The organism is Actinomycetospora sp. C-140 (assembly GCF_054796175.1).
In genome coordinates, this window is the sequence record NZ_JBTWNF010000004.1 from 269,687 (window position 1) to 290,299 (window position 20,613).

24 protein-coding genes are annotated in these 20,613 nt (G+C 72.8%); 9 read left to right on the forward strand and 15 right to left on the reverse strand.

What is annotated here, in order from left to right; genetic code table 11:
- Positions 1 to 40 precede the first annotated feature (40 nt).
- Positions 41 to 994, reverse strand: a complete 954-nt coding sequence (locus ACR9E3_RS09195; RefSeq protein WP_460379928.1) for a cyclase family protein — start codon at positions 992 to 994, stop codon at positions 41 to 43.
- Positions 995 to 1,038: 44 nt separating this feature from the next.
- Positions 1,039 to 1,659: a TetR/AcrR family transcriptional regulator gene (locus ACR9E3_RS09200; RefSeq protein WP_460379929.1), complete on the reverse strand. Its 621-nt coding sequence runs from the start codon at positions 1,657 to 1,659 to the stop codon at positions 1,039 to 1,041.
- A 104-nt stretch (positions 1,660 to 1,763) separates the two neighbouring features.
- Here ACR9E3_RS09200 and ACR9E3_RS09205 point away from each other — a divergent pair, with 104 nt between their 5' ends.
- Positions 1,764 to 2,360: a hypothetical protein gene (locus ACR9E3_RS09205; RefSeq protein ID WP_460379930.1), complete on the forward strand. Its 597-nt coding sequence runs from the start codon at positions 1,764 to 1,766 to the stop codon at positions 2,358 to 2,360.
- Between the two features lie 50 nt (positions 2,361 to 2,410).
- A complete protein-coding gene (locus tag ACR9E3_RS09210) occupies positions 2,411 to 2,923 on the forward strand; it encodes a DinB family protein (RefSeq protein ID WP_460379931.1) in 513 nt (170 codons plus the stop codon).
- Between the two features lie 29 nt (positions 2,924 to 2,952).
- Here ACR9E3_RS09210 and ACR9E3_RS09215 read toward each other — a convergent pair whose 3' ends face one another.
- On the reverse strand, positions 2,953 to 3,339 hold the full coding sequence (locus tag ACR9E3_RS09215; protein WP_460379932.1) for a YybH family protein: 387 nt from the start codon (positions 3,337 to 3,339) through the stop codon (positions 2,953 to 2,955).
- 183 nt (positions 3,340 to 3,522) lie between these two features.
- Here ACR9E3_RS09215 and ACR9E3_RS09220 point away from each other — a divergent pair, with 183 nt between their 5' ends.
- The 4 genes from ACR9E3_RS09220 (at position 3,523) to ACR9E3_RS09235 (ending at position 6,748) form a co-directional block, all read left to right on the forward strand.
- Complete coding sequence (locus ACR9E3_RS09220; protein ID WP_460379933.1) at positions 3,523 to 4,170, forward strand: TetR/AcrR family transcriptional regulator; 648 nt, start codon at positions 3,523 to 3,525, stop codon at positions 4,168 to 4,170.
- A complete protein-coding gene (locus ACR9E3_RS09225; RefSeq protein WP_460379934.1) occupies positions 4,167 to 5,333 on the forward strand; it encodes an FAD-dependent monooxygenase in 1,167 nt (388 codons plus the stop codon). Before ACR9E3_RS09220 ends, ACR9E3_RS09225 begins: the two co-directional genes overlap by 4 nt.
- A 67-nt stretch (positions 5,334 to 5,400) precedes the next feature.
- Entirely contained in the window at positions 5,401 to 6,198 is a 798-nt protein-coding gene (locus ACR9E3_RS09230; protein ID WP_460379935.1) for a hypothetical protein, read from the forward strand.
- Positions 6,179 to 6,748 carry a hypothetical protein gene (locus ACR9E3_RS09235; RefSeq protein ID WP_460379936.1) on the forward strand — a complete coding sequence of 190 codons (570 nt, stop codon included), beginning with the start codon at positions 6,179 to 6,181 and terminating at the stop codon, positions 6,746 to 6,748. Before ACR9E3_RS09230 ends, ACR9E3_RS09235 begins: the two co-directional genes overlap by 20 nt.
- A gap of 45 nt (positions 6,749 to 6,793) precedes the next feature.
- Here the strand turns inward: ACR9E3_RS09235 and ACR9E3_RS09240 are convergent, their stop codons facing one another.
- A complete protein-coding gene (locus ACR9E3_RS09240; RefSeq protein ID WP_460379937.1) occupies positions 6,794 to 7,675 on the reverse strand; it encodes an EthD domain-containing protein in 882 nt (293 codons plus the stop codon).
- Between the two features lie 379 nt (positions 7,676 to 8,054).
- Between ACR9E3_RS09240 and ACR9E3_RS09245 the strand changes: the two genes are divergently transcribed.
- Complete coding sequence (locus tag ACR9E3_RS09245; protein ID WP_460379938.1) at positions 8,055 to 8,516, forward strand: methyltransferase family protein; 462 nt, start codon at positions 8,055 to 8,057, stop codon at positions 8,514 to 8,516.
- 4 nt (positions 8,517 to 8,520) lie between these two features.
- Here ACR9E3_RS09245 and ACR9E3_RS09250 read toward each other — a convergent pair whose 3' ends face one another.
- Positions 8,521 to 9,954, reverse strand: coding sequence for an amino acid permease (locus tag ACR9E3_RS09250; protein WP_460379939.1), 1,434 nt, complete (start codon positions 9,952 to 9,954; stop codon positions 8,521 to 8,523).
- Positions 9,955 to 10,074: 120 nt separating this feature from the next.
- On the opposite strand from ACR9E3_RS09250, the gene ACR9E3_RS09255 reads away from it, so the two are divergent.
- The gene (locus ACR9E3_RS09255) at positions 10,075 to 10,926 is read left to right on the forward strand and encodes an aldo/keto reductase (RefSeq protein WP_460379940.1); all 852 of its coding nucleotides are present in this window, start codon (positions 10,075 to 10,077) and stop codon (positions 10,924 to 10,926) included.
- A gap of 30 nt (positions 10,927 to 10,956) precedes the next feature.
- Here ACR9E3_RS09255 and ACR9E3_RS09260 read toward each other — a convergent pair whose 3' ends face one another.
- The 5 genes from ACR9E3_RS09260 to ACR9E3_RS09280 form a co-directional block, all read right to left on the reverse strand.
- Positions 10,957 to 12,105: a GDSL-type esterase/lipase family protein gene (locus ACR9E3_RS09260; RefSeq protein WP_460380069.1), complete on the reverse strand. Its 1,149-nt coding sequence runs from the start codon at positions 12,103 to 12,105 to the stop codon at positions 10,957 to 10,959.
- A 122-nt stretch (positions 12,106 to 12,227) separates the two neighbouring features.
- Positions 12,228 to 13,427 (reverse strand): L,D-transpeptidase, encoded by a 1,200-nt coding sequence (locus ACR9E3_RS09265; RefSeq protein WP_460379941.1) that lies wholly within the window; start codon positions 13,425 to 13,427, stop codon positions 12,228 to 12,230.
- 130 nt (positions 13,428 to 13,557) lie between these two features.
- Positions 13,558 to 13,821, reverse strand: coding sequence for a hypothetical protein (locus tag ACR9E3_RS09270; RefSeq protein ID WP_460379942.1), 264 nt, complete (start codon positions 13,819 to 13,821; stop codon positions 13,558 to 13,560).
- Positions 13,818 to 14,051, reverse strand: coding sequence for a hypothetical protein (locus ACR9E3_RS09275; RefSeq protein WP_460379943.1), 234 nt, complete (start codon positions 14,049 to 14,051; stop codon positions 13,818 to 13,820). The genes ACR9E3_RS09270 and ACR9E3_RS09275 overlap by 4 nt, the downstream gene beginning before the upstream one ends.
- A gap of 39 nt (positions 14,052 to 14,090) precedes the next feature.
- On the reverse strand, positions 14,091 to 14,978 hold the full coding sequence (locus ACR9E3_RS09280; RefSeq protein ID WP_460379944.1) for a helix-turn-helix domain-containing protein: 888 nt from the start codon (positions 14,976 to 14,978) through the stop codon (positions 14,091 to 14,093).
- A gap of 147 nt (positions 14,979 to 15,125) precedes the next feature.
- Between ACR9E3_RS09280 and ACR9E3_RS09285 the strand changes: the two genes are divergently transcribed.
- A complete protein-coding gene (locus ACR9E3_RS09285; protein WP_460379945.1) occupies positions 15,126 to 15,641 on the forward strand; it encodes a cupin domain-containing protein in 516 nt (171 codons plus the stop codon).
- 10 nt (positions 15,642 to 15,651) lie between these two features.
- Here ACR9E3_RS09285 and ACR9E3_RS09290 read toward each other — a convergent pair whose 3' ends face one another.
- The 5 genes from ACR9E3_RS09290 to ACR9E3_RS09310 all read right to left on the reverse strand — a co-directional run bounded on the left by ACR9E3_RS09290 (position 15,652) and on the right by ACR9E3_RS09310 (position 20,607).
- The gene (locus ACR9E3_RS09290; protein WP_460379946.1) at positions 15,652 to 17,805 is read right to left on the reverse strand and encodes a malate synthase G; all 2,154 of its coding nucleotides are present in this window, start codon (positions 17,803 to 17,805) and stop codon (positions 15,652 to 15,654) included.
- 148 nt (positions 17,806 to 17,953) lie between these two features.
- A complete protein-coding gene (locus tag ACR9E3_RS09295; protein WP_460379947.1) occupies positions 17,954 to 18,589 on the reverse strand; it encodes a TetR/AcrR family transcriptional regulator in 636 nt (211 codons plus the stop codon).
- A 25-nt stretch (positions 18,590 to 18,614) separates the two neighbouring features.
- Positions 18,615 to 19,022 (reverse strand): MaoC family dehydratase, encoded by a 408-nt coding sequence (locus tag ACR9E3_RS09300; protein ID WP_460379948.1) that lies wholly within the window; start codon positions 19,020 to 19,022, stop codon positions 18,615 to 18,617.
- Entirely contained in the window at positions 19,019 to 19,444 is a 426-nt protein-coding gene (locus ACR9E3_RS09305; protein ID WP_460379949.1) for a hypothetical protein, read from the reverse strand. The genes ACR9E3_RS09300 and ACR9E3_RS09305 overlap by 4 nt, the downstream gene beginning before the upstream one ends.
- Positions 19,441 to 20,607, reverse strand: coding sequence for an acyl-CoA dehydrogenase family protein (locus ACR9E3_RS09310; protein ID WP_460379950.1), 1,167 nt, complete (start codon positions 20,605 to 20,607; stop codon positions 19,441 to 19,443). The genes ACR9E3_RS09305 and ACR9E3_RS09310 overlap by 4 nt, the downstream gene beginning before the upstream one ends.
- Positions 20,608 to 20,613 lie beyond the last annotated feature (6 nt).

The following is a 20,613-nucleotide window of genomic DNA, read 5'->3' on the forward strand; positions in this document are numbered from 1 at the left end:
CCTCAGGGATACCCCGGAGGGGTATCAGCGACCACGGTGATCAGAACGTGGCGATCGGGTTGACGGGGCTGCCGGAGGTCCCGGCGAGGCGGACGGGCGCGACGGCGAGGTGGAAGTCCCACTGGCCGAGCTCGGCCGCCGTCGCCGCGCACTCCTCGAGATCGCCGTTGTCGAGCAGCCACAGGCCCATCGCCACGAGGCCCACGGCGTGCACCGGCATCAGCACGTCGTCGTAGCCCGACGGCTGGACGTCCTGCGGGGTGTCCGCGCCGATGAGCGCGACCTCCCGCTCCTGCAGCCACGGCAGGCAGGACGCGTGCCAGCCGGCCTGGGCGATGCCGGCGACCGCTGCGCCCTCGCGGCGGGCCCGGCCGTGGCCGGTCCGCAGGAGCACCGCGTCCCCGGAGCGCACCCGGACCCCCTGGCGACGCTCGGCCTCCTCGAGGTCGTCGGGGAACACGCCCTGTCCGGGTTCGAGCCACGGCACCTCGCGGGCGCGGGCGACGTCGAGCAGGACGCCGCGGGTGAGGATCCCGTCCGCGGCCGCCGTGACCGCAGCCCACGCCGAGCCGGTCGCGGCGTCGACCTGCGCGTGCGACCGTCCGTTGTACGTCGCGCCGTCCCAGAAGAGATGGCACGGCGAGTCCAGGTGGGTGATCGTGTTGCCGTGGAAGGTGAGGCCGAGCCGCTCGGTGGTGAAGCCCCAGCGCCGGTCGCGGTGGAACGCGGCGGGCATGTTCTCCGCCCCCGGCATGTCGGCGGCGCACGGGCACGCCGTCGTCGACCGCTCCATGTCGTCCGGTGCGGTGACGTCCCAGGCGCACGACACGCTCCGGCCGTGGCGCACGGACCGCGCCGCCGCCCGGCGGACGTCGTCGGTGACGTGGTTCAGGGTGCCGCGCTCGTCGTCGTCGCCCCACCGGCCCCGGTTCGACAGCGTGGCGAAGTAGGCGAGCACCTCGCCCTGGGTGGGTGTCGGTCGGTCGGGGCTCACCGGCATCGCGTCCTCTCCCAGCGGTGGGCGTCGGGGCCGGGTGGTCAGTGCAGGAGCGTGAGGAGGCCGTCGACGCCGCGGTGGAACGCGTCCCCGACGTGGGCGGCGCCGTCGAGATGGGCTCCCGACATGGCGCCGTCGCGCATCATGAGGAAGTGCTGCGCGGCGTGCTCGGGCCGCCCGCGTCGCGGTGAGGTGCCGAAGACGTCGGCGAAGAGCTCGGTGAGCGTCGCGAGGTACCAGGCCCGGTGCTCGACCACGACGCGGCGCACGGGGTCGTCGGGCTCGGGGAACTCGGCGGCCGCCTTGAGGAACGCGCACCCCCGGAACTCCGGGCGGCCGAGGTCGTCGACGAGGACGTCCGCGATCGCCCGCACGGCGTCGGCCGGTGAGGGGGCGGTGTCGACGGCGGCCCGGACGGCGGCGCGGGTCTGGGTGTCGACGCCGCGCAGGTAGGCGACGACGAGCGCTTCCTTCGAGGGGAAGTGGCGGTAGAACGTGGCCCGTGTCGTCGGGGTCTCGGCGATGATCCGCTCGACTCCCACCGCCCGGATCCCGTCGCGGTAGAACAGCTCGCTGGCCTTCGCGAGCAACCGTTCCCGTGCCTCGGACCGCGGCGGGTCCGCCGACGTGGTGGCGGCCGGTGACGGGGATGCGGGTGACACGTGGCGAGGATAGCGGAAAGAACGGTCGGTCTTGCTTCTGCGTCGCCGACGTGCCAGCCTCCCGGAAGCAAGGAAGAACGGTCTTTCTCTCTCACGGAGGCACGATGTCGAGCGCGCACACCACCGACCGACGCCGGGACGAGCCGTCCCTCGACACCGCGCCCGGTCCCGCTCCGGCGTTGCGGCGGCTCTACCTCGTGCGCTTCGCGTTCGCCCTGGTCTGGGCGGTCCTGCTGCTCCTGACCGCCGGGAGCATCACCCCCCTCGCCGCCGTCCTGCTCGTCCTCTATCCGGTGGTCGACGTGGCCGCCGCCGTCGTCGACCGCCGTGCACCACGGATCGGTACGGGACCGACCACGAGCCGCGTCGGTCTCCTCGTCAACGTGGCGGTCAGCGTGCTCGCCACGGGTGGTCTCGTCGTCGCCGTCGCGTCCGGCGTGCCGGCCGTGCTGCGGGTCTGGGGTGCCTGGGCGGTCGTCGCCGGGGTCGTGCAGCTCGTCGTCGCGCTCGGACGACGCGGGCTGGGCGGTCAGGGGGCGATGATCGTCAGCGGTGCCCTCTCGGCCGTCGCCGGCACGGCGTTCCTGCTGCAGTCGGTCGCCCCCGGGGCGTCGCTGATCGGCATCGCGGGCTACGCCCTGCTCGGGGGCGTCTTCTTCCTGATCTCGGCGTCGCGGCTGGGCCGGGCCTCGGGGCGGTGAGGGAGCGGACGGTCCGCAGCACCCCCACCGCCGCGGAGGAGGATCACGGCGTGAGCTCCGGTGCCCGATCCGTCCCGTCCCTCAACGCCGACGAACGCGCCACGCTCGAGGAGTGGCTCGACTTCCAGCGCGCGACGCTGGCCCTGAAGTGCGCCGGCCTGGACGACGCGCAGGCCGCCACGGCGTCGGCGCCGCCGTCGATCTTCACTCTCACCGGCCTGGTCCAGCACCTCGCCGAGGTGGAGCGCAACTGGTTCCGGCGCGTCCTGGCCAGCGAATCGGCTCCTCCGATCCACGACCCGGACGCCGACCCCGAGGGGCCCGACGGGGGCTTCGACGTGGCCGCGGGCGCGACCCTCGAGGCCGCGCTGGCGACGTGGTCCACCGAGGTCGCCACCTCCCGCGAGCGCTGTGCCGGCCGCCGGCTGACCGACACCGGGCGGTTCATGGGCCAGGACGTCAGCCTGCGCTGGATCTACGTCCACATGATCGAGGAGTACGCCCGACACAACGGCCACGCGGACCTGCTCCGGGAACGCATCGACGGCGTCACCGGCGTGTGACGGACCGGGTCTGGCCGCCCGGGAGCCGCTCAGGGTGCCCGTGCCGTCAGGGGCGGGTCGGCGTGCCGGTGGACGATCTTGAACTCCTCGCCCTCCCGACGCAGGACGTGCGTCACGCGGAGCTCCTGGAGCGACGGCTCGGCGTCCCGGCCGACCCGGGCCTCGGTGCGCTCGATCATGACGGTGCACGCGAGGTCGTCGGTGACGTGAGCGGCGACGTCCTCGGACGACCACCGCCCGTCCTGGAACTGCGAGCTCGCCCAGTCCAGCCGCGTCGCGACGGACTCCCGGCCCCGGGCGTAGCCCCCGAACGCCCCGAGCACGGTCACGTCCTCGCCGTGCGACAGCAGGTCCTTCATGGCCCCGCGTCCCCGCTCACGATACGCGCCGAGGCCTCGGCGAAGGCGTCCCGCCACCGCGCCAGCATCGCGTCCCCCGGTCCGCCATGCCCCGCGACGCTACGCGGGGACACGGCATCGTGGACCTCACCAGGGCAGCAGGATCGGTACGACGGTGCTGGACGCCGCCGGTCGGCACGACCGCCGAGCAGGGCCGACCCGCACCTTGACGGTGTGAAATGTTGGAGCGACCCTAGAAATGTGGTCACTCAAGCCGGGCTCCGGGAGCGCAAGAAGGCCGAGACGCGACAGCGGATCGCCGACGCCGCGGCCCGCCTGTTCGCGGAGCACGGCTTCGACGCGGTGGCGATCGCCGACGTCGCCCGTGCGGCGGACGTCGCGGAGCAGACCGTCTACAACTACTTCCCGGCCAAGCACGACCTCGCGCTCGACCGTGCCGAGGCGATCCGGCGGCGCCTCCACGCCCTCGTCGTCGACCGCCCCACCGGCAGCACGCCGGCAGCGGCCCTGCGGGTGATCGCGACGGAGGACATCGAGCGCCACCGCGGGGCCGACCCGCGGGAGGCGCGCGGCCAGTTCTTCGCCCTGTGCATCAGCAGCCCCGTGGTCCGACGCTTCGGCCTCGAGGTGCGCGACCAGCAGGTCGCGACGATCCGCGACGCCCTCGCCGCGACCGACCCCGACCTGGACGTCGTCCTCGCCCATCTCCACGCCGCGGCGCTCGTGGCGGCGCTGCAGCTCGTCGGCGACCACATCGGCCGCCGGGTGGTGCACGGCGAGGACCCGGACGACGACGACCTCGACCGCATCGCGCAGACCGCGTTCGACGACCTCGACCGCCGGTTCCGGCACCTGAACGACACGTCAGCACGAGAGGACCTGCTGTGAAGAACACCCGCGTCCTGATCTCCGGGGCGAGCATCGCGGGGCCCGCGCTCGCCCTGTGGCTGAGCCGCGACGGCGTCGAGGTCACCGTCGTGGAGCAGGCGGCCGGGGTGCGGCCGGGCGGTCAGGCGGTGGACTTCAAGGGCGCCACCCACCGCACCGTGCTGAGCAGGATGGGCGTCCTCGACGAGGTCGAGGGCGCGGCGGTGACCGGGGGAGGCGACGGGCTGATCGTCGACGCTCGTGGCCGGCGGATCGGGGTCGTGCCCGCCGCCTTCAGCGGCGGTGACATCGAGATCCCCCGCGGCGACCTCGCGCGGATCCTCGTCGAGCGGACCGCCACGTCGTGCACCTACCTGTTCGGCGACACGATCACGTCCCTGACCGAGACGCCGGACGCCGTCGAGGTGACCTTCCGGCACGCGTCGCCGCAGAGCTTCGACCTCGTCGTCGGCGCGGACGGCATCCACTCGACCGTCCGCCGCCTGGCCTTCGGCCCCGACGCCGACTTCGTCACGCGCCTCGGCTACCACTACGCCCTGGCCGAGATCGACAGCGACCTCGTCGCCGCCGACGAGATGTACAACGAGCCCGGGCGCATGGTCGCGACCGGCGGGCCGAAGGCACCGGTCTTCTTCGTCTTCGCCTCCGACTCCGGGGGCTGTGAGCGGGTGGACGTCGGCGCCCAGCAGCAGGCCGTCCATGACACCTACCGCGGCGCGGCGTGGAAGGTGCCGCAGCTGCTCGAGCTCCTCCCGGCGGCGACGGGCTTCCACCTGGACTCGATCAGCCGCGTGGCCTGCGAGCACTACGCGTCCGGCCGCGTGGTCCTGGTCGGCGACTCGGCGTACGGCAACGCCCTGGGTGGGTTCGGCACGGGTCTCGCGGTCGTCGGTGCCTACGTCCTGGCCGGCGAGCTGGCGAAGGCGGACGGTGACCACCAGGTGGCGTTCGCCCGGTACGAGGCCGCGTTCCGCCGCTACGCCTCGGTCTCCCGCAAGGTCAACGCCGGCCGCCTGCTGGCCCCCGCGACGCGACCCGGAATCCGGCTGCGGAACGCGCTGTTCACCGTGGCCCCGCTCTTCAGCGGCGTCATGCGGCTCATGGACCGGTTCGCCACCGACATCGACCTCGAGGACTACCGCGGCGAACGAGCGCGTCCCTGAGCGGGCGTACGGGGCGGACTCCGAGTCGCCGTCGACCGGGAGCGCCTGCCCGGAGATGACGTCGAGCGTGCCGTTCCGCGTACTGTCCGGCGACGACATGGACAGCATCGGCGATCTGGGGATCAACCTCCTCGCGAGCGTCGTCGCCGGGCTCGCGGTGTGGGCGTTCCAGCGTTTTCGCCTCCGGCTGCGGGCGGAGCGCCGACGCACGTTCTTCGGGATGAGCCCGGACATCGCGTGCGTCATCTCCGTCCCCCGCCACGTCGGATCGAACCTGACCCACGGCGTCCACCGGATGGACGCCGCGGCGATGATCGAGATCTCGGCCATCGCGCGGGACTGCGGCTCCACCGTCCAGTCCCTGGTCTTCGACGACAGCACATCGTTCGCCGATCCCCTCGGCGAGCGGACCGAGTTCTGTCTCGGCGGCCCCGACGCGAACGCCCGGACGGCCGTCCACCTCGAGCGGCTCCTCCCCGGCGTGACGTTCGAGCCGTTCGACGAGGCCGGGCCCGCCGTCCCGCTGCACGTGGGCGGGCAGACCTTCGTCCGGGTCGAGGACGTGGAGGAGTACGTCGTCCTGGCACGCATCCCGACGTCCCACCGTCCGGTCTTCCTCATCTGCGGGCAGAGCGCCCAGACGAATCTGGTCGCTGCCCGCCGGCTGAAGTCCGACTACGAGTTCCTGCTCCGCAAGTACGGGCAGAACGGCCGCTTGTGCCTGGTCATCCGGGTCGACCAACCCCGCGTCTATGCGGGCGGCCTCACGCGGATCGCCCTCGACGCGACCTGTACGGCCTTCGGCTCGGGCGTCTCGACGGTTGCTCCGGGAAAGGACGTCGAGGATGAGCGATCAGCCCCCTGACCGTTCGGTCGACATCGCACTCGCCGAGTACAACGCGCTCCGGGCGGAGCTCCTGGGACACACGACGAGCCAGAACACCGTGCTCGGGCTGGGCGTCACGGCGATCGGCGTCGTCCTCGGACTCGGCGTCAACGCACCGGGGCAGCGGGCCATCCTCGTCGTCGTCCCCGCGCTCGCCGCGATCGTCCTCCTGGTCTACTGGGCGCTCGCGTACCGCATCGTCGTCATCGGCAACTACACCCGGCTCATCCTCTGGCCCTCCCTCGCGGCGGCCGCTCCGAGCACGATGCCTCTGTCCTGGGAGCAGAGCCTCGCCAACCTCGAGTCCGGGGGACGGCACCGATGGTTGCGCCAGATCGTCGAGTACGCGGTGACGGTGCTCCTGATCGTGCTCGGCGGGTACGCCATCTACCTGGCCGACGGCCCGTTCTGGCCGTTGCGCGGCGCCGGTGTGGTCATCCTCGTCCTGGCCACGGGCGGCGGCATCCTGCTGGGTGGGCGGCGGACGTACACGGTCGAGGAGTTCAACCGGCAGAAGCGGGCGTCCTGACCGGTCCGCCGCCGACGGCCGGTCGGGGGAGCGCTCGCGGAAGCTCTAGCTGCGGGCCAGGTCGGCGGGCGGCAGGAACTCCCGGAGCACGTCGTCGTGGGTCTGGCTCGTGGCGCCGGCCTTGCGGATGATGTCGGCGACGCCGATGCCGCGGACCCCGGCGAGCGTGATCCGTCCGTCGTGTTTCGTGGTGATGCAGCGCGCCACGCGGGCCGGGTGCACGGCCGAGCAGAGGGCGGCCAGCTGCGTCGCGACGGCGGTGTAGGCCTCGGACGCGGCGAAGCGCGCGAACGCGTCCTCGTCGTCGACCACCACCTCGATCATCGCCTGGTACTGGCGCTCGAGCGGCTTGGTCATCGTGACGCCGGGGTGGTCGAGGGTGATGTCGAGCTCCTCGAAGAGATGGCGGCGCAGCTTGCGGATCTCCGGTGCGTCCGCGAGGGCGGGGACCAGACCGTCGTCGAGCCGCGCCCGGAACTCCTCCACCGCGATCTCGGGCCGCTTGCGCAGGAACACGAGGTGGCGGACGTGGCCGTCGGTGCCGTCGGGGGCCGGGTCCGTCGTGTCGCGCACGGTCGTGCTGTTCGCCCCGAGCGCCGCGTAGCCGATCTCCTGGGACAGGAAGTTGATCCCGTCCTCCATCTGCACCCGGGACGCCTTGATGAACTCCTGGAGGTCGTCCATCGTCGGGAACGTCGCCTCCGGCACGCCGTCGAACGTGTCCTCCGGGTCGGGCGTCATCGACACCCCGTCCACCGCGGGCCACAGCGACGCGGCGCCCGGCGTCGTGTGCAGCCAGACCGAGCTGATCCCCGGGAAGCGCGGGGGCAGGGTGACGTGCGCGTTGAGCCAGTAGTCGTAGAAGTCCTGCGGCGCCATCCCCTCCTTCGCCTTGAGCGGAATGACGAGCGTCATCGCGTCGGTCACGGCCGGTCTCCCTTCGGCGGCGGGATGCGGCGAGAGTCGCGCCGCCGCGTTCGACGGGTCAAAGTCCGGTCTCGATGAGCGGGATCGGCCGTCCTCGCTCAGCGCCGGGCCCGGGGAGACGCCGACGGCGCCTGATCGCGAACTCGGTGACGTTCGACGTCAGATGTGAGGCCTCTCGTCACCGAGACAGCGATCCCCGCGACGCCGACGGGGCTCCCGACGGTGCCGGATCGGCCCCGAGTCACGAAGATCTGGATGTGGTGAGCGATCGTTCCGCTCAGCGGAGCGATCGCTCACCGATTCCAGATCTTGCCGTGCGGGCGCCGAGTCGCGCTGTAGACGGCTCCCCGAACGCCACCCCGAACGCCACACTCGCGGCGTGACCGATGCGCCGGCGTACCGGATCTGGCCGCCCGTGGCGCTGGGCGTGCCACTGCTGATCGGCGTCGGGATCACCGCGGGCGCGGGTGACCCGGTCACGTGGCCGGTCGGTGCGGCACGCGCCGCGGGGCTGGTGCTCGTCGCGGTCTTCGCCCTGTGGAACGGGTGGGCGTTGTGGCTCATGGGCCGGCACCGCACGGCGCTGCTGCCGGGCGGCGCGACGCGCACGATCCTGGACCGGGGCCCGTTCGGCCGCAGCCGCAACCCGCTGTACCTGGGCCTGATCGTCCTGGACGTGGCGCTGGCCCTGCTGTGGCCGTCGTTCTGGGCGGTCGTCGCCGTGCCCGTCGGGATCGCCGCCCTGAGGTGGGGCGCGATCCTCCCCGAGGAGCGCTACCTGCGCGCGAAGTTCGGTGCGGAGTACGCGGCGTACTGCGCCCGCGTGCGGCGATGGCTCTGAGGCGTCAGGACGACGACGCCCTCGCCGCCCCGGCGCGCCGGCGGGTCAGCACCACACCGACGATCACGACCGCGACGGCGATGATCCCGGTCATCGCGAGGTCGAACCGCGACCCCTCCCGGGCGCCCATGTAGATCAGCACCGCGGGGATCACGACGATCACCGCCCAGGTCAGGACGGGGAAGGCCCACATCCGGACCGGCATCTCGGAGCCCTCGCGCTCGAGCGTCCGGCGCATCCGCAGCTGGGAGATCGCGATCACCAGGTAGACCAGCAGCGCGACCGCGCCGGAGGTCGCGAGCAGGGTGGAGAACACCTCCTCGGGGAAGGCGTAGTTCGCGATCACCGCGAGGAAGCCGACGAGGGTCGAGCCGAGCACCGCGAAGCGCGGCACGCCCTGGCTGGTCGTCCGGTTGACCGCGGCGGGTGCCTGGCCGCGCCGCCCGAGCGAGTAGAGCATCCGCGAGGCCGTGTAGAGCGCCGAGTTCAGGCAGCTCGCGACGGCGACGAGCACGACGACGTCGACGATCGCCTTCGCCCCGGGGATCCCGAGCACCTCGAGCGCCGCCTGGTAGGACCCGGACTCGGGCAGCCGCGGGTCGTGCCACGGCACGATCGCCACCACCAGCAGGATCGACGCCAGGTAGAACACCGCGATCCGCCAGATCACCGAGCGGGTGGCCCGACCGATGCCGCGGGCGGGGTCGCTGGACTCGGCGGCGGCGATCGTGACGATCTCGGTGCCCATGAAGCTGAACATCGTGATCAGGACCGCGGCGACGATGGCGCCGAAGCCGTTCGGCGCGAAGCCGCCCTCCGAGACCAGCCGGGACAGGCCGCCGACCTCCGGGACGCCGGGCAGCAGGTCGAGCACGGCCAGGACGCCGAACACGATGAACGCGACGATCGCGATCACCTTGAGCAGCGCGAACCAGAACTCGAACTCGCCGTAGTTCGACACCGCGAACAGGTTGGTCACGGTGAGGACGACAGTCACGGCCAGCGCCCAGCCCCACTGCGGGATGCCGGGCATCCACGAGTTGAGGATGACCGCCGCCGCCGTCGCCTCCACCGGGATCACGAGGACCCAGAACCACCAGTAGAGCCAGCCGACGGTGAAGCCCGCCCACGGGCCGATCGCGCGGTCGGCGTAGGTGGAGAACGAGCCGGGGTCGGGCCGCGCGGCGGCCATCTCGCCGAGCATCCGCATGACCAGCACGACGAGCGTGCCGGCGAACAGGTAGGCGATCAGCACGGCGGGGCCCGCGGTGGCGATGGCCTCGCCGGAGCCGATGAACAGCCCGGCACCGATCACGCCGGCGATGCTGATCATCGTCACGTGCCGTTGGCGGAGGCCGGCACGCAGCTCGCCCTCGTCCCGTGCGGCGGTGGTTACGGTGGCGGTACCACGGTCGGCGCCGTCGGACGGTTCGGACATCGGCGCCCCTCTGTAGCGACAGGCCGTGACGAGGACGTCACCAGCTGACACCGTGAGGTACGTGTGAGTCAACGGCCACCGTCGCGGTCCGGTGCACCACTGATCAGGAAGGCCGCGCCCGTGTCCTCGACCCTCGGCCGCGCCGACGACGTCGTCACCCTGAACAACGGGGTACGGATGCCGCAGCTGGGCTTCGGTGTCTCCGAGGCGCGTGATGCCGAGGCCTCGGTGTCCGAGGCGCTCGCGCAGGGCTACCGCAGCGTCGACACCGCCGCGGTCTACGGCAACGAGGACGGCGTGGGCCGCGCGCTCGCCGCCTCCGGGCTGCGCCGGGAGGACCTGTTCGTCACCACCAAGGTGTGGAACGGCCACCAGGGCTGCGATCACGCGCTCGACTGCCACGCCCGCAGCCTCGAGCGGCTCGGGCTCGACTTCGTCGATCTCTACCTCGTGCACTGGCCGACCGACGTCTTCGCGGAGTCCGTCGAGACGTGGTCGGGTATGGAGCAGCTCTACGACGGGCGCCTGGCCCGGGCGATCGGGGTGTCGAACTTCCGCGCCGGCCACCTGCAGCGCATCCTCGTGCTCGGGGGGACCATGCCGGCGGTCAACCAGATCGAGCTCCACCCGCACCTGCAGCAGCACGGGATGCGGGCGCTGCACGACGCGCACGGCATCCGCACCGAGGCGTGGAGCCCGCTCGGCCGGGGGTCGGTGCTGCAGGAGGACGTCCTGCGGCGGATCGCCGAGCGGCTGGGTGCGACGCCCGCGCAGGTGGTGCTGGCCTGGCACCTGCGGCAGGGCCGGATCGTCATCCCGAAGGCCGACTCCCCGCAGCACATCGCCGAGAACCGGGCCGCGGCCGACCTCGAGCTCACCGACGAGGACGTCGCCGCGATCGCGAGCCTGGACGTCGCGGACGGCAGCGGGCGCATCGGCCCGGTGCCCGTCGACCCCGACGCGGGAGGCTGACCCGGCGGCGTCGGCGACCTCGGGCCGGTGTCACGCGAACGGTCCGCCGGGGGAGAAGGCGTGCGCGGCGAAGCGCTCGCCGATGATCCGGTGGGCGGCGGCGTCGGGGTGCAGGCGGTCGGGGAGGGGGTGCTCGGCCGCGTCCGCCTCGCCGTAGAGCGCGAGACCGTCGAGGAGGTGGAGGTTCGGGTCGTCGGCGCGCTCCGCGACGACGCGGGCGAGCTCGGCGCGGATCGCGCGCAGCGAGAGCCGCCCGGTGGGCCCGTCGTTCACGTCGGCGGGGTCGCCGGTGGCGCGGAAGCGCGCCGTCCCGTCGCCGAAGTCCGGGGCGCCGGGCCCGGGGGTGTCCTCGTGGATCGGGCACAGCACGGGTCCGACCACCAGCAGCGGTGTCGTCGGGTGGCCGTCGCGCAGGGTGTCGAGGAACCCGTGCACAGCCGGCGCGAACGCCCGCCGGCGCATCACGTCCCCGTTGACCAGATTGATGCCGATCTTGACGCTGAGCAGGTCGGCCGGCAGGTCACGCATGACGCGGGCGACGAACGGGTCGAGCATCATGCTGCCGCTGAACCCGAGGTTGACCAGGTCGACGCCGCCCGCGGCCGCCGCGAGCGCGGGCCAGGTCCCGGTCGGGCCTGCGGCGTTCGATCCCTGGCTGATCGAGCTGCCGTGGTGGACCCACACCGGGCGGTCGCCGGCCGGGAGCGGGGCCACCGGCGCGTCCGTGCGCAGCGCGACCAGCTCGGTCCGCTCCTGGTGGGGCAGCCACAGCGCGACGTCCTGGTCGCGGCCGGCCAGGCCGGAGAACCGCAGGGTCGCGACGGGGCCCTCCGAGGTCTCGGTCGCGCCGGTGGCCGGGTCGACGGTGACGGTGGTCCCCCCGCTGGTGGACAGGGAGCCCGCGGGCTCCCCGTCGACGACGAGGTCGACCCGCCCGTCGGGTCGCGGTGGCATGCCTCGGAAGCGCATCGTCGTCCGGCGGAGGTCGACCTCGACGAGGGTGGCCCTCGTGCGGAAGGCGAGCCGCACCCCGGCCGGGCAGGACTCCGCGGTCAGCAGCTGCGCGTCGGCGCGGGCGCGGGCCCACGCGGGCAGCCGGTGGGGCAGCACACCGCGGTCGGTGGCCTCGATCTCCTGCGCGCCCCGGACCAGGTCGGTCGTGATCGGCGTGGCGACCAGGGGCGGGGTGCTCGACGGTGCCGCCAGGTCGTCGGTCACGGCGGGGTTCCTCCTCGTCGGTCGGGGTCCGGGTCTCGGGTCGGTCCCGACCATCAAGCCATACACCCGGGCCCGCCCGAGCGTCAGGCCAGCGCCGAACCCTGCCGGTACTGCTCCCACGGGATCGTCCAGTCGGCGATGTCGCCGTCGGCCGGGGTCAGGGGGCGTTCCGAGCCGACGATCTCGACCGGGTCGCCCATCTGCACCCAACCGAAGAACATCTCTCCGTCGGCCGGGGAGACGTTCGCGCAGCCGTGGGAGACGTTGCTGCGGCCCTGCTGGCTCACGGTGGCCGCGTTGACGTGCACGAACTCGCCGTTGTTCGAGATCCGCACGGCGAAGGGGAGCTCCTCGTCGTAGAAACCCGGGGTGCCCTCGGCCGGGCCGCCCCACGAGTCCGAGCGCATCCGCTTGACCTCGTACTTCTCGAACGCGACGTGGACCCCGGACTGCGTCGGGTACTGCGGGCGGCCGAAGGACGCGGGCAGGGTCCGGACCTCCCGGCCGTCCTGGTAGAGCACGAGGGTGTGGGCGTTGACGTCGCCGCGGGCACGCTGGTCGCGTCCGACGGTGAACGAGAACGAGGTGTCGTCCCCGCCGTCGAGGCCGTGTCCGGTGGCCACGCCGAACAGCCGGGCGTCCACCGTGACCTCCGTGCCGGGGCGCCAGTACTCCTTCGGGCGCCAGTTGAGCTGCTCGTCGGACATCCAGTGGAACGAGCCCTCGGTCGGTACCGAGGTGGTCACGGAGACCCGCCGCTCGACGGCGGCACGGTCGCCGACCGGCGCGTCGAAGGTGATCGAGATCGGCATCGCGACGCCGACGGTCTGCCCGTCGGTCGGACGGATGCTCGCGACCTCGAGGGTCTGCCGGGGCTTCTCGACGGTGCGGAAGGTCTGGTCGAGCGGGGCCCCGGGCCTGCCGTCGGAGTCGACGCCGGCGGCCTGCACGCGGTACTCGGTGTCGTAGGCGAGCCGGGCGCTGGTCCAGCGCGTGCCGCTCGGGTCGGGCGTGCCGGCGAGCGGGGCGGCGCCCACGGGCGTGACGGTCACCTGGGTGACCCGCCCACCCGCGGCGGAGACGACGAGCGGATCCGCCGGGGCGACGTCCACGGCGCCCGCGGGGACGGACGCGGCCAGGGAGAACGGGACCGGCGACGTGAACGGCGACCCGGGGATCGCGCTGCAGCCACCCAGGACGCCGAGCAGGGCCAGCACCGCCACGACGGGCGCGAGGCGGGCCCGACCGGTCCGGCCGCGCCGTGGTGGTTCGGTCGTGATCATCGCGGGACTCCCTCGCGGCCGTGAGGCGGTGACCAGGGAAGCGTCCGCCGCACGAGGCGCGCGCAGAATCACCGTCGCGATCACAGAGGTCGTGCATCGAGGTCAGGTTCTCGTCACCACGAGGCAAGCCTCAGCGTTCGCCGTCCGCGGGCGTCGTCGTCGAGTCGTGGCCGGTCGTCACCCGCGCACCCACGACCTCCAGCGAGGCCGTGTCGATCTCCACCGTCACGTCCCACTGCCGGACGAGCCCCAGCACCAGGACGTCGAGCACCGCCGGGTTGGACACCCAGTAGACGGCCGGCCGGGGGACCAGGGTCACCTCGCACGAGGTGCGGTCGCGATGGGCGACGGAGCTGACCAGCCCGGTGTCGGTCGTGATGACCCGGCCGGTCACGCCGGGATCCCGGCGGCGGCGCGGGCACTGCGGATCTCCGAGCTCGTCGAGGCGATCTCGACGGTCACCTCGAGGCCCTTCGTGAGGCTCAGCGCCAGGATGTCGAGGACGGCGCGGTGCGCGACCCAGAACCGGGCGCCCGACGAGTAGAGCACCACGTCCCACACGTTCTGGCCGTGACACTCGATGGCCCGGACGCGGGAGACCGCGGTGTGGGTCGGTGAGGTCACGTCAAAGGCTCCCCGGGGGCGGAACAGGGCCGGCGTCGATCAGTCTTCCCCGGAAACACGTTCCCGAGCCAGAGTCGACCCCTCGGCTCCCGCCCGGACGAGCGTGAGCTGTTCGACGCGCCGGGCCGTGCGGCTGCCGGGCTCGGGGGTGAACACCTGCAACTGCTGCCCGCGCACGGCCACGTTCGCGAGGGTGGTGCAGTGCAGGTCGAGGTCACCGAGCACGGGGTGGCAGAGCCGGTGGGTGCCGGGGCACGGGCTCACCGTGATCTCCCGGGACGACCAGAGAGCGGCGAAGGACTCGCTGCGCTCGCCCAGTTCCGCGGCGATCTCGGCGATCCGTTCGTCCCCGGGGAACCGGGCGGAGGACTCCCGGAAGCTCGCCACGGCCGCGTGGGCGGTGAGGTCCCACTCGTCGCCGTAGAAGGAACGGGCGGCCGGATCACCGAACACCATCCGGAGGAGGTTGTCGCGCCGAGCGAACCCCGCGTGGAGTCCGACGCTCGCCGGGTTCATGTCGACGACGTCGAGCGCGCGGTCGAGCACCGTCACCGGCACCCGCACCAGCGACGGGTGCAGCAGAGCGCGGAGGTCGGGTCCCGGCGCGGCCGGCGGCGGCTCCACCGGCGGCGGGGCCTGCCCGCCGAGTCGGAAGAGGTGCCCGACCTCGTCGGCGTGCAGGCGGAGGGCACGAGCGAGCGAGGCGAGGACCTGGGGCGACGGGTGTCGCTCGCGGCCCTGCTCGAGGCGGGTGTAGTAATCGGTGCTGACCTCGGCGAGCTCAGCGAGCTCCTCGCGGCGCAGTCCCGGCACGCGGCGCGCACGCCCGTCGGGCGACAGCTCGACCGACCGCGGGTCGACCCGACGCCGGCGTGCGCTGAGGAACGCCCCGAGCTCGGAGCGGCGCTCGCGCTGCCCTTCCCGCACCCCTCGACGGTAGCCCGTCCCGGGGGCGGCCCGTCACACCTCGCGGCGGGGTCGCCTGCCGTGCCGTGGTCCCGAGGGGGTGCGCTGCACCCTGCCGGGGAGGCCGTTCGGACGGTGAGCTGCCCGGGAGCGACGGAGGGAGCCGGCATGAGCACGCCTCGGGTGATCCGGGAGGCGACGCACCAGCGGATCGCGTGGATCAGCGGCAGCGTCCACCACATCGTCCTGGACGGCGCGGCCACCGACGATCGGCTGGCCGCGTTCCGATCGTCGATGGCGGGAGGCGCCGCGTCGCCCGTGCACGTCCACGATCACGAGGACGAGACGGTGTTCGTGCTCGACGGCACGTGCACCTTCTGGGCGGGCGATCAGCGCTGGGACCTCGGAGCGGGCGACACGGCGTTCCTCCCGCGGCGCGTGCCGCACGGCATGCTGATCACCTCTGAGACCGTCGACCTCCTGACCGTGTGCACCCCGGCCGGGATGGAGGCCTTCTACCGGGCCGCGGGCCGGGACCTGCGGGAGCCCGTGCCGGACGGCTGGGCGGTCGACGCGGCAGCGCTGAGCGCCGCCGCACAGGCGTGCGGTCAGCGGGTGCTCGGGCCCCCGCTCGCCGCCGGCGATCGGATGCCCGCGCGCTACCTCGACGACAGCGGTCGGTGAGCGTGTCGGCTCAGGCGCGGGCCTTGGCCTTCCGGCGCCACTGGGTCAGGGGGCGCTCGGTGTAGCCGTTGGGTTCGGTCCCGCCGCTGAACACCAGCTCGAGCGCGGCCTGGAACGACTCGCTGTTCTCCAGGTCCGGCGCCATCGGCGGGTAGCCGTCCTGGCCCTCGTTCTGCTCGTCGACCAGCGCGGCCATGCGCGCGAACGTCTCCTTGACGGTGTCGGCGTCGACGACGCCGTGCTCCAGCCAGTTCGCGATGAGCTGGCTGGAGATCCGCAACGTCGCGCGGTCCTCCATGAGCCCGACCCCGTCGAGGTCGGGCACCGTCGAGCAGCCGATGCCCATCCCCACCCAGCGCACGACGTAGCCGAGGATCGACTGGGCGTTGGTCTCCAGCTCCCGGCGCACGTCGTCGTCGGACAGGGTGCTCGGGTCGGAGAGGGGGAGCTCCAGCAGGTGACGGCGGTCGGCCGTCTGCCGCTGCGCGATCTCCTCCTGGACGGCGTGCACGTCGACGCGGAGGTAGTGCAGCGCGTGCAGGGTCGCGGCGGTCGGCGAGGGCACCCAGGCGGTGTTCGCCCCGGCCTTCGGATGCCCGATCTTCTGCTCGAGCATCTCGGCCATCGCGGCGGGCTTGGCCCACATCCCCTTGCCGACCTGGGCGTGGTGCTCGAACCCCGCGGCCAGCGCGACGTCGACGTTGCGGTCCTCGTAGGTCTGCAGCCAGACCGTCGACTTCATGTCGCCCTTGCGCAGCACCGGTCCGGCGGCGAAGCAGGTGTGGATCTCGTCGCCGGTCCGGTCGAGGAACCCGGTGTTGACGAAGATGACGCGGTGCGCGGCCGCGCCGATGCAGGCCGACAGGTTGACCGTCGTCCGCTTCTCCTCGTCCATGATGCCGATCTTGAGCGTGTTGGTGTCGAGCCCGAGGGCCTCCTCGACCGCCGCGAACAGCTCGACGGTCAGCGCGACCTCCGCCGGCCCGTGCTGCTTGGGCTTGACGACGTAGACGCTGCCGGCGCGGGAGTTGGTGTGCGGGCCGAGGCCGCGCAGGTCGTAGAGGGCGGCGACGGCGCACACGAGCGCGTCGAGCACACCCTCGGCGATCTCCTGCCCGTCCGCGGTGAGCACCGCGTTCGTGGTCATGTGGTGGCCGCAGGTGCGCACCAGCATCAGCGAGCGACCCGGCAGCGTCAGCGTGCTGCCATCGGCGGCGGTGTACTCGCGGTCGGGGTTGACCCGCCGGGTGACGGTCTCGCCGCCCTTGGAGAACTCCGAGACCAGGTCGCCGGTCATCAGCCCCAGCCACGTGCGGTAGGCCAGGGCCTTGTCCTCGCCGTCGACCGTCGCGACCGAGTCCTCGAGGTCGACGATCGTGGTCACCGCCGACTCGAGCGCGATGTCGCTGACGCCCGCGTGGTGCTGCCGGCCCACCTGGGTGGACGGGTCGATCACCAGGTCGACGTGCAGGCCGTTCCGCACGAGCAGGACGTGACCCTTGCCCTCGGCGTCGGGGCTGGTGAACCCGGCGAACTGGTCGGGACGGGCCAGGCGGACGTCGCCGCCGGGAGTGTCGGCGGCCAGACCGTCGGTCGACGGCCGGTAGGCGGTGACGTCGGCGTGGCTGCCGCGCTCGAGCGGGAACAACTCGTCGAGCAGTCCGTCGGCGGCCTCGATGACCTGCGCGCCGCGGCGCTCGTCGTAGCCCTTGGCGAGCTCGTGGTCCTGGGGGAGCGCGTCGGTGCCGTAGAACGCGTCGAACAGCGAGCCCCAGCGGGCGTTCGCGGCGTTGAGCGAGAAGCGCGCGTTCGTGGACGGCACCACCAGCTGCGGCCCGGGCACCTCGGCGATCTCCGGGTCGACCCGGTCGACGTCGATCGTCGGGACGCTCGACGGCTCGGGCTCCAGGTAGCCGAGGTCGGTCAGCAGCTTCTCGTAGTCGTCCCGCGAGCCCGCGCCGCGCTCGGCGTGCCAGGCGTCGATCTCGTCCTGGAACCGGTCGCGCTCGGCCAGCGCCGTCGCGATCGGGGCGGCGAACCGCTCCTGCAGGCGGGCCAGGGTCGACCAGAACTGCTCGCCGGTGAGCTCGACCTGCGCGAGCAGCTCTTCTTCGACGAACGCCCGCAGGTGCTCGTCGACCTTCAGCCCGGACCGCTCGGACATCTCGGACACTGACGGACCGCCCCTCACCCACTGGACCCACCGGGGACTCGCGACGGCCACGTGACGGCGCCGTCGGCTGCCTCGCTCTCGCGGGGAGTCTGACCGCGACCCGCGGCTGCCAAACGTGGTCCTCGTCCACGTCGGGTCGTCAGCCCCGGGCCGTTCCCGGAGGTTCGAGCAGCCCGTCGACCAGCGTGGCCGCGAAGTAGTCGGCGATCTGCTCCGGAGTGCGCGTCCCGTCCGGCCGGTACCAGCGGTAGACCCAGTTGGTGGCGCCGAGGACGGCGAGAGCGCTCAGGTGCGGGTCGAGGTCCGACCGGACGCGGGGATCGGCGCGGGCCGCGTCGACCTGCTCCTCGAGCACGGCCTGGTACTCGCGGACCGGGACGGTGGCCTGTCGCTCCGCCGACAGCTGCGCGAACTCGTGGAGCAGCACGGTCGTGCCGACGCGGTTGTCGACGAGGTGCAGGACGTGGGCGCGGATGATCGCGCGGAGGCGCTCGACGGGGTCGAGGTCGACCGCCGCCTGCTCGCGGAGGCGGGCGAGCCCGACGTCGAGCACCCCGCGGATGACCTCGTACAGCAGGTCGTCCTTGCTGCGGATGTAGTGGTAGAGGCTGCCCTTGAGGACGCCGAACTCGTCGGCGATGTCCTGGAGGGTGGCGGACCGGTAGCCCTTGCGCGCGAAGGTGCGCGCCGCGGTGTCGAGCAGTTCCTGCCACCGACCGTCGTCGGACCGGAAGGGTGGGGCGGTCTCCTCCCGCTTCTCCCTCCTGCGGTTCACCACCGCGTCGACCTCGTCGACCTCGTCATCGGGGCTCGGGGAGCAGCACGTCGGCGCGTCCGTGCAGGACCGTGCGTGAGCCGGACTCCAGGGTCAGGTCACACCGCACCGTCTCGCCCGCGTCGGTGAGCTCGTGCCCGGTGACGACCCCGCGCACCACGGCCTCGTCCCCGGCGGCGACCGCGCCGCGCAGCGTCACCTGCAGCCGGAGCAGCCGGCCCGCGGGGTAGGCCGCTCGCACCGCGTTGGCGAGCATCGCCATGCTGGACGGACCCTGGTTGACCGGGCGGTCGCCGAGCCCGACCGCCCGGACCGCCGCCGGGTCGAAGTGCAGCGGGTTGGGGTCGGCGAGCAGCAGGGCGAGCACCTTCATCCTCGCGGCGTCGACCTCGTCCAGGCGCCAGACGGGCAGTTCCGTGCCCACGGCGGTCACGCGCGTCCCCCGGCGGGGCGGGGGAGGGCGTAGACGTTGCGGACCACGGCCACCGGCTCGCCGTCGGCGTCGCCGAGCTCGAAGCGGGCGGTGAGGAGGTCGAACTCGCCCATGGTCCGGCCGAACTTGCGCACCACCGACTCGACGGTGCCCGTCACCCGGTACTCCACCCCGGCCCGGAACTCGCCGGGGAACTCCAGGGTCGACTCGGTGAGCATCGGACCGTCGCCCATCTCGGTGCCCCAGGAGCGGAACAGGTCCGCGACACCCACGCCGAGCCCGCGCTGCGCGGCGACGAACGCCATCACCGGGTGGGGTTCCTCGGCGGGCTCGGAGTAGAGCGCGTCGTGGCCCAGCCAGTTCTCGTGCGCCTCGAGCGTCCAGGAGCCGCCGGGGATCGCCGCGCCGGCGGTCGGGCTCACGAGAACGACCTCGGCAGCCCGAGCCCCTCGGCGATGCCGTTGCGCGCCATCTCGTTGGTGATCGGCCCGATGCGGAACAGCCGCACGTCGCGCCAGTAGCGCTGCATGTCGGTCTCGGCCGAGTAGCCCATGCCGCCCAGGACCTGCAGGCCGAGATCGGCCGCCTGGCCACCGAGCTCCGAGGCGACCACCTTGGCCATGGTGGCCTCCTGGTGGCAGGGGCGGCCCAGCGACTGCAGCCACGCCGCGCGGTTGACCATGAGCTCGGCCTGGTCGCGCCACATGGCGATGTTGGCGATGTGGTGCTGGACGGCCTGGAAGCGCCCGATCGGGCCGCCGAACGCCTCGCGTTCCTTGGCGTAGCGCACCGCGTCCTCGAGGACCGCGTCCATGATGCCGACGCAGAAGCTCGACAGCATGATCCGCTCGTTGTTGAGCGTGGGCAGCAGCATGTACCAGGCCTTGTCCTGCTCCCCGAGCAGGTTCTCGTCGGGGACGAACACGTCGTCGAGGTAGACGTCGCAGGACCCGAGCGAGCGCATGCCGACCTTGGGGATCTCGCGGATCGTCACGCCCTCGCTCCTGGTCGGCAGGATCAGCAGGGAGACGCCCTGGTGGCGCTTCTCGGTGTAGTCGCTGGTGCGCGCCAGCAGCAGGACGTAGTCCGCGACGTGTGCCATCGAGCTCCACGTCTTCTGCCCGTTGACCACCCAGCCGCCGTCGACCTTCGTCGCCCGCGTGCGCAGGGCGCCCAGCACGTCGGTGCCGCCGCCGGGCTCGGTGAAGCCGATGGCCCACTTCTCGCGGCCCTCGGCGATGGCGGGCAGGTGACGCTGCTTCTGCTCGTCGGTGCCGTAGACACCGACCGACTTGCCGCCCGCGAACGACGAGATGCCCCACACCCAGGTCAGACCGGCCAGTGACCGCGACAGGCCGCGCGCCAGGATCATCTGGGTCATGACGTCGCCGCCCTGACCGCCGTACTCCTCGGGGACCCCGATCCCGTGGAAACCCGCCGCGGAGAACTTGTCCCAGAGCGCGTGCGGGAACGCGTGCTCGTCGGCCTCGAGCTCGCGGGCCCACTCCTTGGGTGCCTCCCGGTCCACCCAGTCGCGCACGGTCTTGCGGAAGAGCTCCTGCTGCTCGGTGAGCTCGAAGTCCACGGTGAC